At 43.3% G+C, this 16,024-nt stretch carries 12 protein-coding genes; 4 read left to right on the top strand and 8 right to left on the bottom strand.

Going from position 1 to position 16,024, the window contains the following annotated elements; translation table 11 throughout:
* Nucleotides 1-10: 10 nt before the first annotated feature.
* A complete protein-coding gene (locus JMX07_RS03575) occupies nt 11-925 on the bottom strand; it encodes a hypothetical protein (protein ID WP_201606338.1) in 915 nt (304 codons plus the stop codon).
* Between the two features lie 737 nt (nt 926-1,662).
* On the opposite strand from JMX07_RS03575, the gene JMX07_RS03580 reads away from it, so the two are divergent.
* The 3 genes from JMX07_RS03580 (at nt 1,663) to JMX07_RS03590 (ending at nt 6,798) form a co-directional block, all read left to right on the top strand.
* Nucleotides 1,663-2,862: a sugar transporter gene (locus JMX07_RS03580; RefSeq protein ID WP_201606339.1), complete on the top strand. Its 1,200-nt coding sequence runs from the start codon at nt 1,663-1,665 to the stop codon at nt 2,860-2,862.
* Between the two features lie 353 nt (nt 2,863-3,215).
* Nucleotides 3,216-4,493: an MFS transporter gene (locus tag JMX07_RS03585; protein ID WP_201606340.1), complete on the top strand. Its 1,278-nt coding sequence runs from the start codon at nt 3,216-3,218 to the stop codon at nt 4,491-4,493.
* A 421-nt stretch (nt 4,494-4,914) separates the two neighbouring features.
* Nucleotides 4,915-6,798, top strand: a complete 1,884-nt coding sequence (locus JMX07_RS03590) for an autotransporter domain-containing protein (protein ID WP_201606341.1) — start codon at nt 4,915-4,917, stop codon at nt 6,796-6,798.
* Nucleotides 6,799-6,951: 153 nt separating this feature from the next.
* On the opposite strand, the gene arfB is transcribed toward JMX07_RS03590, so the two are convergent.
* The 6 genes from arfB to JMX07_RS03620 all read right to left on the bottom strand — a co-directional run bounded on the left by arfB (nt 6,952) and on the right by JMX07_RS03620 (nt 13,464).
* On the bottom strand, nt 6,952-7,365 hold the full coding sequence (gene arfB / locus JMX07_RS03595) for an alternative ribosome rescue aminoacyl-tRNA hydrolase ArfB (RefSeq protein WP_102078834.1): 414 nt from the start codon (nt 7,363-7,365) through the stop codon (nt 6,952-6,954).
* 357 nt (nt 7,366-7,722) lie between these two features.
* A complete protein-coding gene (locus JMX07_RS03600) occupies nt 7,723-8,565 on the bottom strand; it encodes an HpcH/HpaI aldolase/citrate lyase family protein (protein WP_201606342.1) in 843 nt (280 codons plus the stop codon).
* Nucleotides 8,566-8,906: 341 nt separating this feature from the next.
* Nucleotides 8,907-9,668 carry an SDR family oxidoreductase gene (locus tag JMX07_RS03605; protein WP_198331300.1) on the bottom strand — a complete coding sequence of 254 codons (762 nt, stop codon included), beginning with the start codon at nt 9,666-9,668 and terminating at the stop codon, nt 8,907-8,909.
* A 174-nt stretch (nt 9,669-9,842) separates the two neighbouring features.
* A complete protein-coding gene (locus JMX07_RS03610) occupies nt 9,843-10,625 on the bottom strand; it encodes an SDR family NAD(P)-dependent oxidoreductase (protein WP_201606343.1) in 783 nt (260 codons plus the stop codon).
* Between the two features lie 3 nt (nt 10,626-10,628).
* A complete protein-coding gene (locus JMX07_RS03615; protein WP_201540295.1) occupies nt 10,629-11,636 on the bottom strand; it encodes an NADP-dependent oxidoreductase in 1,008 nt (335 codons plus the stop codon).
* 22 nt (nt 11,637-11,658) lie between these two features.
* The gene (locus JMX07_RS03620; protein WP_201606344.1) at nt 11,659-13,464 is read right to left on the bottom strand and encodes an acyl-CoA dehydrogenase; all 1,806 of its coding nucleotides are present in this window, start codon (nt 13,462-13,464) and stop codon (nt 11,659-11,661) included.
* Between the two features lie 181 nt (nt 13,465-13,645).
* Between JMX07_RS03620 and JMX07_RS03625 the strand changes: the two genes are divergently transcribed.
* Nucleotides 13,646-14,668, top strand: coding sequence for a GlxA family transcriptional regulator (locus JMX07_RS03625; RefSeq protein WP_101205632.1), 1,023 nt, complete (start codon nt 13,646-13,648; stop codon nt 14,666-14,668).
* A 19-nt stretch (nt 14,669-14,687) separates the two neighbouring features.
* Here the strand turns inward: JMX07_RS03625 and JMX07_RS03630 are convergent, their stop codons facing one another.
* Complete coding sequence (locus tag JMX07_RS03630) at nt 14,688-15,965, bottom strand: LD-carboxypeptidase (protein ID WP_201606345.1); 1,278 nt, start codon at nt 15,963-15,965, stop codon at nt 14,688-14,690.
* Between the last annotated feature and the right edge of the window lie 59 nt (nt 15,966-16,024).

A 16,024-nucleotide genomic window follows, 5' to 3' on the forward strand; every position in this document is an offset into this window, starting at 1 on the left:
GGCTTATAAATTAATCTCGTTTTTGACTAGCAATCTGCGCTTGATACAAGCTCAAAATCTCCTCACAAGCCTGCATTGAGATATTTTTTGCAAAACCTTCGTTAAACCAAAAATCATAAACCGCTTGGACAATGGCTTTCACCGCTTCTGCATTTTCTGGCTTTTGTTCTGTTAGTTTCATCGCAATGTCTTGCGCTTGTATATCCGACTCGCTATAGGGCGCGCTCCAGCCCACGCCATAACAATAGAGCACATCATTGATCGCCAATATGAATATAGCATTCGACACCCCAAATGACCCGACAAGCCTGTCAAGCATTGCACAGCGCTCTTCGTAAATACTGACCTCTATCGGCATATCAGCTTGATCAAACAAACAGTCACAACTCACCATGTGCGAGGGTTTACTAAAATCATCCCATAACAATGAATAAGTTCCACGAATCCCGCCCTTCTCTACTATATTAAATTGCCAAATCGCATAATGAGTATCTGGCCCTTTATAAGGCACATGTACGAACCACTGCATCATCACATCACTGTCATACATAATATGAGTACTACCAATCCGCACGCCCTGCTTAGGCAGTACATCCTGATACACGCTATTTATATCATCACTATAGAGCGTGACTTTACGTAAGTTTTCATCACTGCTATCGCCTAACTCCGCTCGTGCTTCTTTTATGCTTCGATAGGGTTTAAAGGGTGCTACCCATCTGAGCGTCTCATTAGTATTGTTCACGAAATAAATATCATCTTCATAACTGTCTACAGAAACCGTTTCGAGGTAAAACAATGGCTGTTTTCGTACTCGGCCTTTCTCATCATTTGCTAGTGCCGTTATACCAGATAGCTTTGAGCCACCCGACCACTGCATATTGTCTAACCGTTTTTTCTCAAACTGATACGTTAATGTCGTCATCGTTATATCCTTATTATTTTGATTTTGGTTTTTCGCTGCAGTTTTTCGTTGTTGTTATATTATGAATGCTGATTTCAAGCCAGCCGAGCCTATTCGCCATCGTTTAAATGACGTCATTATCTATAAAGTTACGTAAATTAATCGACTTGGTAAGGTAGTATTTTTTTAATTCCGATAGGCTTTTTAGCCACAGTTTTTCGCTGTTGCATTGCTTATATTTTTGCAATGTTAACGAGCTTTTTTCTGCTAGGTTTTTCGTTCATTAATAAATATGGTTTTTTAGGTTTGTACAGGCGCAGAAGTTTAGGATAAAACGTAAATAACATTACTAGAAAAAATTCGCTAAGATAGCGTTTAAAGACTCAGTTAAAAAGTGAAGCATTGCGCCCCGAGGGTTAACTGGTTTTTACCTCATGTCATTTTGCCTGACCTAATAACTATAATATAAGCTCACATAAAAATAAAGCCGTTTAAAACTTCTACGACAACTGGTGTCGCTTCTTTTTAAATGAATTGTAGTTTAGTCGTTAGCAAGGAGCCCAACACAATAAGTATAATTAACGACAGTTTCATATTATTCAAGTATCCTCAATAAACGTCCAATTAACAATCCTTATCAAAAAACACCTTTCACGATTGACGTGGGCTTGCTATCTTGCCCCGCAAACCTTGTATTCTAATTAAGCCTGCCCCACTTTGACCTATCACACGTAGTATTTGCATCTGTATTGGATTTTATGACACATAACAATGAGGCCAGCTCAAACGCTCGCCGAACTCAGTATTTTCAAGTATTTTTGATGGGCGTTAGTGCCTTTATTATGAACACCACAGAATTTGTCCCTGTGGCGCTGTTGAGCGACATTGCTCAAGACTTCTCTATTACGACAGCAGAGACCGGCTGGATGTTGACACTCTATGCTTGGATTGTCGCAGCGATGTCATTACCACTGATGCTATTGACCAGTCGATTTGAGCGCAAGCGATTGCTCTTAGGACTGTTTGTAGTATTCATTGCCAGTCATGTACTGTCCGTATTCGCCTGGAGCTTTGATGTGCTACTCATTAGTCGGGTTGGGATTGCGTTATCGCATGCGATATTTTGGTCGATCACAGCTGCCATCGCGATACGCGTCGCGCCTGAAGGCAAAAAAGCCTTAGCGCTTAGCGTACTGGCGACTGGTACGTCGTTAGCAATGGTACTGGGTGTGCCGCTGGGACGTTTAGTCGGACAATGGTTTGGCTGGCGTGCCACATTTGGCGGTATTGGCGTCATCGCCTTAATTGTATTTATTCTACAAGCGAGGCTCTTACCAACGCTACCTAGTATGTTTGAAGGATCTTTTAGAAAGATTCCAGAACTCCTTAAAAACCCTTTATTGGTCTGTCTGTACCTGCTTATTTTATTAGTCTTTACAGCGCACTATACGGCTTATTCTTATATAGAACCATTTATGCGCCAAGTTGGCAATATCAGTGAAAACGCTGCTACTTTTGTACTGTTGCTATTCGGTGCAGCAGGAATTGTGGGCAGTGTGATTTTTAGTCGTTGGGGCGATCGGTTCAATACCAGATTGATGCTGATATCGACCATACTGATGCTCGTGTCTATGCTTGCGCTGTTGCTAGCAGTGTCCTCTGTATGGGCGCTCAGCTTTATCGCCTTACTTTGGGGCGCGGCACTCATGCTACTGATTATTTCAATGCAGGCCAAAGTCATCATGGTCGATGTCAATGCGCAAGACATGCTAATGTCGATGTTCTCAGGTATTATTAATTTGGGGATTGGTACGGGTGCGCTATTCGGCGGTTATGCCGTGACGCATATCTCACTATCTAGCGTAGGGTACACCGGTGCGGCTATCGCAGTTGTGGCGTTACTCTTGATGCTATTTATGATCAAGCGTTTTCCTGAACTGAGTAAACGACTTGGCTAAATAATAAGTCGATATTAAAGGATAGCCAAAAATAGCAGTCGGGAAGGAACCGTCAGAGAACAAGAAGCAGAATGCCAGCCATCTAAATGGGCTGGCATTTTTTGTTATGGTCTATGAAAGCATTACGAGGATTGCCTATATATTCATTGAACGAACGTTCAGGTGCAGTTATACTAATTTTATTGGAAATGAGTATGCTTAGGCTATAAGTATACTTAATAAAGGACTGATAAGGATTAAGCACAAAAGGATGAGTGTGAAATGGATAATATTCAACACAAGGAAGTCATTACCTACGATCTAAATTTAGTAACGATATATATTACGAATTTTCAACTTGATGGAGATTCGTGATGTCTGATCGAATGACTCAACAAGACAGTCAAGATCAAGGAAATCAAGATAACACTGCGCCCCTCAGATTGGGTAAATTGCATTATGCTTGGATCGTTGCTGCGACAGGCTCTGTAGCAATGTTCTGCGGACTTGGGTTAGGACGATTCGCATTTGGCATGTTACTACCGTCCATGTCATCCTCTTTAGGATTAAATTATACCCAAAGCGGCATATTGGGATTTACCAACTTGATAGGATATCTCGTTGCGGTGCTTCTAAGCCCCTTTATCCTACCTCGATTAGGTACTCGAACGACTGCGACGGCAAGCCTCCTCCTCATTGCTGTCTCTATGTTCGGTATGACTGTTACCACCAGTTTTCCAATACTTTGCGCGCTCTATGTGTTGACGGGTATTGGTAGCGGCGGCGTGGTCTTACCAATGATGAGCGTCATGTCGCATTGGTTTTTCCCTTCACACCGCGGGCTTGCTTTAGGACTGGTCATGGCGGGACCCGGCTTTGGTATCATTTTATCAGGCTTTGTCGTACCCAAACTCTTACCTATCTCTACCCTACTGTCTTGGCAGATAGGTTGGCTAATTTTTGCCGTGATTAATATTGTGGTAGCTTGGCTTACTTTTACTTTGATTCGTAACCATCCAGACGATGTTAGTCAAAATCCTTTTGGGCGCGCACCCACCTTACCTGTTAAAAATAAGAAAAAGCTAGAACGTAGCAATATTAAGCTGCTCGTACATTTAGGTGTCATCTTTGCTATTTATGGTGCTACTTATATGGTTTACGTCACCTTCATCGTGACCAGTATGGTTGGCTCATATCAGCTGAGTGAAGCGACTGCTGGTGGTGTTTGGGCATGGATTGGGCTGCTGAGCATGTTCTCAGGCATGTTGTTTGGCTGGATTTCTGACCACATTGGTAGACGCCTTGGTCTAGCGCTGGCTTTTTTCTTTCTTGCCATCGCTTATCTGTTGGTCGGACTTACTGATTGGCATTCAGGACTGTATTTGTCAATTATACTGTTTGGCCTAGTGGTTTGGAGTGTGCCTGTCATTATGGCAGCTTCTGCAGGTGATTATTTCGGGCCTGCGGCGGCGGCAAGTGCGCTCGCAGCGCTGACTTTTGCCTTTTCAGGTGGACAGGCTCTCGGGCCAGTGGCAGCAGGCTATCTTGCAGAAGCCACTGGAGACTTTAGTATCAGTTATATGATATCTGGTATCGCCGCTTTTATAGCGCTTGGACTTGCCTTATTATTGCGTCCACAAAAACAAGCTTAATTCCAGTCTCTATAGTATTGATACTCCTAACTATACTTTGAGCTAGCCGCTAGTGACGTCTGTATACGAATTTGGCCTGATTATCTTACTGTGGAGTGTTGAGTTTATACTGTATATAATTGGGCAGTTACTTGGGTTAAACAAGCAATATCAATAGATAAGCCTTATACTTTATACTTTTCAATAAAAATAACTGAATAAAAATCAGGTGCTTACAGCATAATTACATAGAAGGAAACAAAATATTATGTGAGCGAGACAGTATGATTTTTTAATACTTGAATACCCCTTTTTTATGCTCTAAAAACTTACTTAAATAAGGGAATATTCTTGCAATTTTGCAATCAAAACGATTGCTAGCTTTCTAAAAAGTGGTTACACTCGGTTGACAAACTATTACATTGATGACAAGGAAGTCGCTATGCCTCGTAATACCTCACGTTCTAAAATTGGCCATACCACTCTCAAAACTTTTACCAAAAGTATGCTTGCTATCAGCATATCTATCGCTGGTATTTCTCACGCAAATGCTTATGACAGTGTCACCTTTTTTGGTGATAGCTTGACCGATGGTGGCTATTTTAGCCAAGTTGTGCCAGGTCCTGCTCAGTTCACTACTAACCCTGATAATACCTGGGCGACCTCATTTGCTGAGCAACTAGGTACAACCGCTACCCCTGTGGTGTTTGGTAGTCCTCAAACTGGCAACAACTATGCTATTGGCGGTGCAAGAGCAGGTGAAGATGAAGTGTTCCCTGGTGGTGTTCCCATTGCTTCTGCCAATAGTCAAGTCAATAATTACTTAGCTGATAACAACGTCGATCCTAATGGACTCTATGTCGTGTGGGCAGGGGCAAATGATTTGCTGGCAGCGGGTGAAGACTCTGATAATGCTCAAGCTACCATACTAGGCGCAGTAGCCAGCCAAATCGGCACAATTAATACCTTAAAGGATAATGGCGCAAACTACATTTTAGTGCCTAATATTCCTGATGTTGGCCTGACGCCTAGATTTCTTCCGGATCCTGATTTAGAAGGACAAGAGCTCGCAGACGCTTTAGCCGCCCAAGGGGCTGCAACTGGCGCAACTGGTCTATACAATCAATTTATGCTCAGTGGCGTGGCGGGTACTGGGGCTAATATCATACCCCTAGATATGTTTAGCTTGTCACGAGAAATCATTGCATCACCTGCTCAGTATGGCTTTACCAATGTTACTGATGAAGCCTGCGGTGACAATAATAGCTCTCTAACTTGTGGACCTGATGATCTTGTAGAGGTAAATGCTAATGAAACCTACTTCTTCGCTGATGGTATCCATCCTACAGGGCGCACTCATCAATTGATTGCAGATTATGCAAATGCGGTTGTCACGGCACCAAGTCTGATAGGCGTTTTGCCTCATATTGCGACGACCACTGGACTTGCAACCAATGAGCGCTTGCAGTCACACATCAACCAAATCCAAAGCAGTGAGCAAAAACCTACCCGTACACTATGGGCCGTCGGTGAAGTTGCTAATCAAGAAATTGCAGGGTTTGACGGTGACAATAATACTCAGGTATTGCTTGGCGTAGATTTTGCTCATCCTAACTCAGCCAACGCCGTGACAGGCTTGTATGGCAATATCACCCAAAAAGACTTTGAAAACTCAGACGTTGGCACAGGTTTGAGTGATATTGATCTAGGAGAAGTTGGTTTTGGTGTCTATCACAGCAACAACCTTGGCGGTTTGCAGCTCAATGGTGCTGCAGGATTTGGCAACATGGATGTCGATGTTACACGTAATGTCACACTTGGTGGCAACCGACAACAGTTTGAGTCAAATGCTGATGGCAAGCGCTTCTATGCCAATGTACAGGCAGGCTACCCTATGCAAGTCAGTCGCATTGCCATCACCCCTTATATCGGTGCGACAGCGAGCCGTGTAAAAATTGACGGACTCAAAGAAAAAGAGATGTCTGGCATCGCCATGCAGTTCGATGAACAAAAATACTCTACGACATATGGCAAGCTTGGGCTAAAAGCCAATCATACTTTGATGGAAAACCTCAACGTATTTGGTGATATTCATTACCAAAAGCAGCTGAGTGACAATCGCGACGCGGTAACCGCACGTTTAAATACGCTACCGAACATCAGCTTTGAGACGCCTACGATCGAAACTGATGATGATAACGTTGCTATGACACTTGGCCTGTCTAGAAGCTTTGGCTTGTTGAACGCCAATGCTGGCGTCACACATTCACAAGGTAATGACGACGACTCGACCAGCCTATTTATTGGACTTAATGGTGCATTCTAAATAAATCGTTAATCTAGAAAAATGGTATAGGTGATAGTTAATCGCCTATACCATTATAAATTCAAAAACCTCTGCAATATACTATATTGCTTTTGCTCTATAAATTTTCTGCCGCACAACTTGTCAACGACAAAACCTACTATCACAAACTCTCTAAAAATCTACTTTACCGCGTAAAGCCTTTGTCTTACCGCGCTGGGTCTTTTTATCCACCCGTTTACGTTTGGCATTTCTGCTTGGCTTGGTCGGCCTTCTCGTTTTATTAACGTAAGTGGTTTTGGTGATAAAGCTTTGCAAACGCTCAAGCGCATCTATTTTATTGCGCTCTTGGGTTCGAAATTGCTGCGCCTTGATAATTAGTACGCCTTCCTTTGTTATTCGGCTATCTTTGCTATTTAGCAGTCGCTGCTTGTACTCATCACTCAGACTTGAGTTGTTAATATCAAAACGCAAGTGAATGGCAGAAGATACTTTGTTGACATTCTGGCCACCTGCGCCTTGCGCTCGTATGGCGCTGATCTCTACCTCATTATCATTGAGGCTAATATTATTATTAATAAAAATCATAGTATGCTTTTATCGAATGTGAATGGATATGGTTTACGATAAAGCATTATATAGTCAATCCTCTATAAATTAGGTACGGTGTCAGTCTTGCTTAGTATACTGCTTGTAATACTCTCACTCGGCTTTCTGGGGCGTGTCCTAATTTTAAGAATGGGGGTAAAAATGAGATAAATCGCAGTCAAACAAGGAAAATAGCGCAGATAATATCGAGATATTAGTCAGCTATTTGACGCCATTTGGCAAGATTTAGCCATTTTTAACCCATTTAGATAACTATCGATTGAATTGAGGACACGCCCTAGTATCTAAATTATATTGAAACGACTGCTTATATTGAACCGACTATAGATTGGTCTGCTACTTTGCCAACAGTTGACGACAACGTTCAATCACTGGCGCATCGACCATCTCGCCATCTATTTTGAATACTGCCTGCCCGCTTCGGTCGTATTCTTCAATCACACGCTGTGCGAATAATAAGGCCTCATCTGTTGGTTGCAATGCTTGTTGCACAGCTGCCACTTGTTTAGGATGAATACACAACATTCCAGACATACCCATTTGTGACCATAGCTGTACTCGGGCGCTTAGGCCTACTTTATCATTGAAATCAGAATAAATAGTATCGATGGGTGGCGATAATTGGTGCACTTTTGACGTCAGGATTAGTTGATAGCGGATTTGATTGGCGATGATATTTGCGGCAGGTGTTCCTACTTGTACTTGCAAATCATTGCACAGATCTAAAAATCCATAACTAAACGCGGCGAGCCCGACTGCTTTTGCCATACTATCGATTTGATACAATCCCATCGCACTCTCAATCAATGCAATCACGGGTAAATTGGTAAGCTGATGTACGTTATTAATATCTTCTGCTTGCTCAGTTTTGGCCAATAATACTCCCGATAAATGTGGCATCTTCTGACAAAGCACTATGTCTTTAAAGAATTCTTCGCTGCCTGCCTTATTAATACGTACCCAAATCGGCTGATAACCTGCACTGTCGTGATATTGCTGTAATGCTTCGCGTGCGGACGCTTTATCTTCTAGCGCAACGGCATCCTCTAAATCTACAATAACCGCATCTGCACCACTAGCAAAGGCTTTCGCTACTCTATCGATGCGAGTCGCTGGCACAAACAGCCATGTTTTATTTTGAGAAATCGTTTTTATTTTATTGTTGATAATTGAATCCATGCGTGACCCCATTATATTGTGTAAGTAGCTATTAGCATATTTATTATGCCACTATACCGCTGATGCTCATTAAAATTAGCAATTTATTCGTTAGTACAAAACCAAGATTATTTAGACACCCCATTAAAAAATAAATCAAAAAACCGCATGAAAGATTATTTCATGCGGTTCTTGAGTCTCATTCAGTTTTAAACAATTACTTTCTTATCTAACCTATGTCTTATATTCGATTCAATTTAAAAGTATTACAAGGCAACCGAGTGTAGATGTATATGTAATACTTCAAGCGAGGTTAACGCTGTAATACTTTTTATAGTGGAATGACTATATAGATTATCTAATTAAGCCAGCATACCACCATCGACAACGATTGTTGCGCCTGTGGTATAGCTTGAGGCATCCGACACTAGATACAATACGGTGCCAGCCATTTCATCAGGCTCAGCCACACGTCCTAGCGGAATTGAGTGTAGTGCCATTTTTAAGACTTTATCGTTAGTAGTCAATGCAGAGGCAAACTTAGTATCCGTCAAACCTGGCAATAGCGCGTTGACACGGATATTAAGTGGGCCACATTCTTTAGCAAATGCTTTGGTCATGCTGATGACAGCTGCTTTGGTGATTGAGTAGATACCTTGCTTATCGCCTGCTACTAAACCATTGACCGATGCGGTATTCAAGATGACACCGCCACCCTGCTCTTTCATCATTTTGCCAGCGGCCGTCGACATAAAGAAGTAACCACGGATATTAACTTCAACCGTTTTATCAAAAGCTGCTAAATCTGTATCTAAGATATGACCATAGTAAGGGTTGGCTGCAGCGTTATTGACTAAGATATCAATTTGACCAAATTCACTTTTAATATGCTCAAAAATTGCGTCAATTTGCTCCATGTCTCCTACGTGACAAGCAAAAGCACTGGCCTTGTGACCGTCAGCTTTGATGCTATCAGCGACTGCTTGGCAAGCATCGATTTTTCGGCTTGAGACAATCACATGTGCACCTCTTGATGCCAATAATCGAGCAATAGACTCACCAATACCACGGCTAGCACCAGTTACTAGAGCAATCTTACCGGTTAAATCAAATAGATCTTTCATCGTTATTCCTTATATTTTTATAAACTTTATATTTTCAATAATTTTCGAGCGCTGAATTCATATATCTAAAACGTGTATCTAAAACTAGATAACTAAACGCAGATAATCGCTGTCATAACTAACAGCGATTATCGAGCACTAATAAACTGAACAAAGAGCGCTCAACGATCACGGTTACGCTAGCATACCACCATCTAAGGTGAAGGCATGACCATTCATAAAACTGCTTTCATCGCTGGCAAGCCATGCAATCGCACTAGAGATTTCATTCACATCACCTAGACGGCGCAGTGGACTGGCCTTGATCGTTGCTTGCTGCGTACGCTCATCCATCGTTGCCATGGTATTGCGTACCATTGGCGTATCAATGAAACTTGGGCATACCGCGTTAAAACGAATATTGGCGCGAGCATACTCATGGGCAGCAGATTTGGTAAGACCCATAACGCCATGTTTAGCAGCGCTATAAGCTGAAATCATAGGCGCTGAACGTAGACCAGCAATAGATGCCACGTTAATCACATGACCACCGCCATTAGGTATCATACAATTGACCGCAGCACGCATACAGTGCCACACACCTTTTAAATTCACTGCAATATTGCGATCGAAGTCATCATCACTCAGCTCATGCATCGGCGAAGGCTTATGGTCGATACCAGCATTGTTTACCACAACATCTAGGCCGCCAAGCGTTTCTACTGCAAAGTCAAACAACGCACGCACTTCATCACCACTGGTCACGTCTACTTTTTTGAAGACGATACTGTTGCCAGCATCTTGACCTTGCTTGGCAACTGCAGCACCCATCTCTTCTGCCATATCACCAATCACGACTTTTGCGCCGCGACTGGCTAGCAATAATGCGCTTGCTGCCCCGATGCCTGATGCACCGCCCGTGATTAAAATTCGTTTACCCGTTACATCTGATGCAATTCCGTTTGTATTCAGTGTCATGATCTATCCCTCTACCTTAAGTACTAGTTTGCCGAAGTTTTCACCGTTAAAGAGCATCATCAAAGTATCTGGGAACGTCTCGATACCTTCAACAATATGGTCTTTCACTTTCATATCACCTGACTGAATCCAGCCAGCGATATCTTTCATGGCGACTGGATATTCTTTGATATTATCAAATACCACGATGCCTTCCATACGTGCACGATTAACCAATAATGATAAATAGTTCGATGGGCCTTTGACTTCTGTGGTGTTGTTATACTGACTGATCGCACCGCAAATGACGATACGCGCATGTAGATTAATCTGAGTAAGCACGTCATTTAAGATATCACCGCCTACGTTGTCAAAGTACACATCGACGCCGTCTGGACAGGTTTTCTTCAGTGCTTTTTTGACATCTTCATTTTTGTAATCGATCGTCGCATCAAACCCAAGCTCGTCGACTAAGAACTTGCATTTCTCAGCGCCGCCCGCGATACCAACGACGCGGCAGCCTTTGATTTTGGCGATTTGACCAACCAAGCTACCAACGGCACCAGCTGCGCCAGAGACGACCACGGTCTCACCCGCTTTTGGCTGACCTGTTTTTAGCAACCCAAAATACCCTGTCATACCGGGCATACCGAGCACGCCCAAGTAATAAGACAATGGCGCCAGTTTTGGATCAACTTTGTACAGATTGGCACCATCACTGACGGCATAGGACTGCACGCCATCGTGACCTGCGACATAGTCACCAACCGCAAATTTCTCATGCTTGCTTTCAATCACTTCACCTACAGTACCAGCACGCATGACTTCACCAATCTGAACCGGTGCGATATAAGATTTGGCATCGTTCAACCAACCACGCATCGCCGGATCGATAGAGATATATTCAACCTTAATCAGCAGCTGACCATCAGTGATAGTCGGGATTTCTGTCTCGGTATAATCCCAAGTCTCGGCACTAGGCTCGCCTACCGGTCTTGCTTTTAATCGCCACTGTTTATTCATTTTTGTCATGTCTCTTTCCTTAGAGTTGTCCTTAGAACCATTCCGTTTGCATATCAGTGCAAACCGAGTTGGTGTTGGTTAATAATTCGATGTCGCGTTTAACTAATGGTAATTCCCAATCAATGAAGTATTTAGCCGCTTGTATCTTGCCTTTGTAAAAGTTCTGCTGCTCAGTATCTTGCGTGGTGCTTAATAGCTGCTCAGCCTTACTTGCTTGACGAATCCAGATCCAGCTCAGCACAATTGAGGCAAAGATGTTCATCAATGCTTGCGCGTTGCCCGTCAATGTCACAGCTTCTTCGGTTTGTAACACATTGCTGAGATGCACCAATACTTCATGCAAGTGACCCATATAAGGCATCAGCTTACCTGCCAATTGAGCCGTTTCTGGTGTAGTGATGCTTTCTAAATCCTGCGTGATTTCACGTTTAAGAATTTGAATACCCAAACCACCTTTTTGCCACAACTTACGAAATGACAAATCCAATGCCTGCACACCATTTGTGCCTTCATGAATGGGATTGAGGCGATTGTCACGCCAAAACTGCTCGGCTTGATACTCACGTGTATAACCTGCACCGCCCAATACTTGAATACCCAAATCATTGGCTTTTGGCCCATACTCAGATGGCCATGCTTTTAATACTGGGGTGAGCAGGTCTAATAATTCTGTTAGCTCATTTTTTAGGGTCTCGCCTTCACAAGTGTTGATACGGTCAATCAAGTTTGAGCCATATAGACATAATGAAATCCCGCCTTCAGAGTAAGCTTTTTGCGCGAGTAACATGCGCTTTATGTCACCATGATTGATGATAGCGGTTGCTGCATCTTCAGGTTTATTGTTTGGGGCGATTCTGCCTTGCGTTCTGTCTTTGGCATAATCAAGTGAATACTGATAACCGCGATAACCCACCATCGATGCGCCAAAACCGACAGCGATGCGCGCTTCATTCATCATTTTGAACATATAGCGCAGACCAAAATGCTCTTCACCGATTAGATAACCATGGCATGCACCTTCGTCACCGAAGCTCAATGCCGTAGAAGTCGCACCTCTATAACCAAGCTTATGAATCAGTCCAGTCAGATGTACATCGTTGCGCTCGCCAACAGACAAGTCATCGTTCAAGCGATACTTAGGCACGGCAAATAAAGAGATACCTTTGACGCCGCCTGGACCACCTGGCACTTTGGCCAATACCAAATGTACAATATTGTCAGACAACTCATGATCACCTGCTGAGATATAAATCTTGCTGCCTTTGACGCGGTACGAGCCATCATCCTGTTTTACAGCGATGGTTTTGATATCGGCAAGCGACGAACCTGCATGCGGCTCAGTCAATGCCATGGTGCCGGTGAATTCACCTGTCAGCATACGCGGCATAAAGGCTGCTTTGATATCATCACTAGCAAAATGCGAGATGACGTTGATTGCCGCAGTGGTCAGAAATGGATAGGCAGTCGTTGATGGATTGGCTGCCATAAAGTAGCCTGCCACAGCTGTCATCACTGTCTCAGGTAACTGCATGCCGCCGTCTTCGAAGCTATAACGACCTGCGATAAAGCCAGAATCACGGAACGCATCAAAAGCGACTTTTACATCGTTTATCATGCTGACTTTTTTACCATCGAACTGCGGCTCGTTCTTATCTGCGATATGGTTGTGCGGTAGAAATAAATCTGTTGCAATCTTATTCGCCGTCTCTAGCACAGCATCAAATGTCTCGCGGCTATGTTCTGAGAACTTTGCGTGTTCAGTGAGTGATTCTGTACCTAGCACATCATACAATTGGAAAGGTAATTCAAAATCGTTTAGGAGGGTATCTGCGGCCATAGTATTCTCGTTAACTGATTAAATGTGGTTATCAATTGATATTAGTCTAATTTGATACTTGTCCGTATTGTCATTTATGACATAATTATGGTCAAATAAGACATAGACAGAGTATCTAACTGGTTAAAATCAACCAAATAATGACTATTTTGGTCAGTACAGCAAAGGAAACGAATGACTTATGCCCTATTTCAAACCTTTTAAAATGATTATTCTTGGCTTCGATGGTGTGCTCGGCAGTGTACTCTCTGGCGCATTGGACTTGTTTTCATTCACCGGGGTCAGTTGGCAGCGCTTTTCAAATGAGTCTGTAGAGCCACGATTTAATGTGCAAATCGCAAGCTTGGGTGGCGGTGATATCAGGTGCAGTAATCGGTTAATCATGCAAGCCCACTGTGATATCCGAGACGTGACAGAATGTGATTTATTGCTTGTGCCCACCATTGGCGATTCTATTGATAAAGTATTGAAGCAAAATAGTGAACTATTGCCACATTTAGTACGGCTTGCGAATACCAAGGCAGATATAGCAAGCAATTGTAGCGGAGCATTTTTTTTGGCAAAGGCAGGATTATTGGATCACAAAATAGCCACCACACACTGGGGCTATGCCAATAAGTTTAAGGCAGACTTTCCATTGGTGGACTTACAAGAGAATCAGTTTGTGACCCATTCAAGAAGCGAGTCAACAAACCAGTCAGGCAATATATTTTGTGCAGCTGGTGGCAGTGCCTTTTATGATTTGGGGCTATTATTAATAGAGCGCTACTGCGGACGTGAAATCTCTACACAAGTGGCAAAAACTCAAATCATCGATAGCAAAAGAGGTAGTCAAAATAGCTACACTAATGTGACGTTGCACAAGCCGCATTCGGACCATTTGATTAAACAAGTACAAGAATATATCGAAGAAAACTTTCAACATTCTTTGCAGGTCAGTAGTTTAGCCGCTATGGTAAATATTACCCCGCGCACTTTAAACAGGCGCTTCCAGTCCTGCGTGGCGATGCGACCGATTGAGTATATTCAGGCTGTCAGAATTGAACAAGCCAAACGCTTACTTGAATTAGGCGATGTATCGATAAAGTCGCTTGCCGATCAAGTAGGTTATGATGATATCTCTTCATTCACGCGTCTATTTAAACGTGCGACAGAGCTGACGCCTAAAGAGTACCAAGATAAGTTTTCGCGGTTGGCTATTTAAAAAAGACGGTGCTTAACGTTTAAGCATCTTGCCACAACCCTTCTACTTGGATAGCATCAGCTTTTATAGTTGGGTAATCGTTAAATACCAACTGATAGCCGCCATTTACATCAGGACTCATCTGGCAAGTTGCTCCTAGCGGAAAACTGTATTTTTTGCCGATATGACCAAAAGGCATACCACTATATATCGGCAATCCTGTTAGTTCATGCAATTGACGAATGACTGTGCCGACATCATAACGTTTGTCATAGCTGTCCTCGCCTGTACCAGACAATGCCCCAAATACAATCGCTTGCTGATTTTTAAAGATACCTGCGAGATGTAAGTCATATAACATGCGCTCAATACGATATGCCTGCTCGCCGACATCTTCTAAAAACACAATACCACCATCGATACGCGGTAAATACTCACTACCTGCCAACGCTGATACGACACTTAAGTTACCACCCCAAATCGTACCAGTTAATGGTTTTGGCTCACCCTTTGTCAGTATGGCAGGTAGCTGCTGACTGGTTAAGGTAGCGTCTTGTATGCTGATAGTTAGATTGGGATTGGTTAGTGCTTCAACAAACTGCTGACAGCTGACTTTATCGGGCGCGGTTTTACCAAATTCGCTATAGAGCATTGGCGCGGCAAGCGAGCTCATTGACCCTTTTGCCAATAGCGCACACTGAATAGCCGTTACATCGCTAAAGCCTGCGAGTATCGTGCCACGCTCCTTCATAATCCGTCCTAGCGTCGCCCAATCCACCATAGGCAATATGCGCATGGCACCGTAACCACCGCGCACACCTAGCAGCAGCTTTGGCGCGGCTATTGCCCCAGTGGCAAGATTTTGAAAATCGCTAGCACGCTGTGAGTCCGTTCCCGCAAAGCGTAAATACTGACGATTGGTAATAGCAGGATTCTCTACTTTAAACCCAGCGCAAGCCACACGATCTAATGCCAATTGATTACGCTCATCACTACCACCAACGTTAGAGCTAGCAAAAAGTCGCGTCTCAATCGTAGGCGTGATACAACCTGTCTGCGTCAATAATTCCTGTGACGTTGGTGATGATGAGCTATCATCCAATAACGAAGTTGGCAGATCATCCTTGGTCAGCTGCGTACTATGACCAGACTCGATAGGACTGGCTGCCAGCGCTTGAGACATACCTTGGCTCGCTAATACTGCTGTGCCTGCACTCACACCGATTCGACGTAGAAACTGCCGACGGTTTAGCCCAGATGTTGTTTCAGTTGCACGACTATTTTTATTATCTGTCCATGCCTGACGCTTAATCCTCATATCTTACTGCTACCTTATCGCTTTTATTTTTATGACTTGTGTTTTTAGACCTTGTGGCA

Origin of the sequence: Psychrobacter immobilis, from assembly GCF_904846235.1 — a bacterium.
Classification (GTDB): Bacteria; Pseudomonadota; Gammaproteobacteria; order Pseudomonadales; family Moraxellaceae; genus Psychrobacter; species Psychrobacter immobilis_C.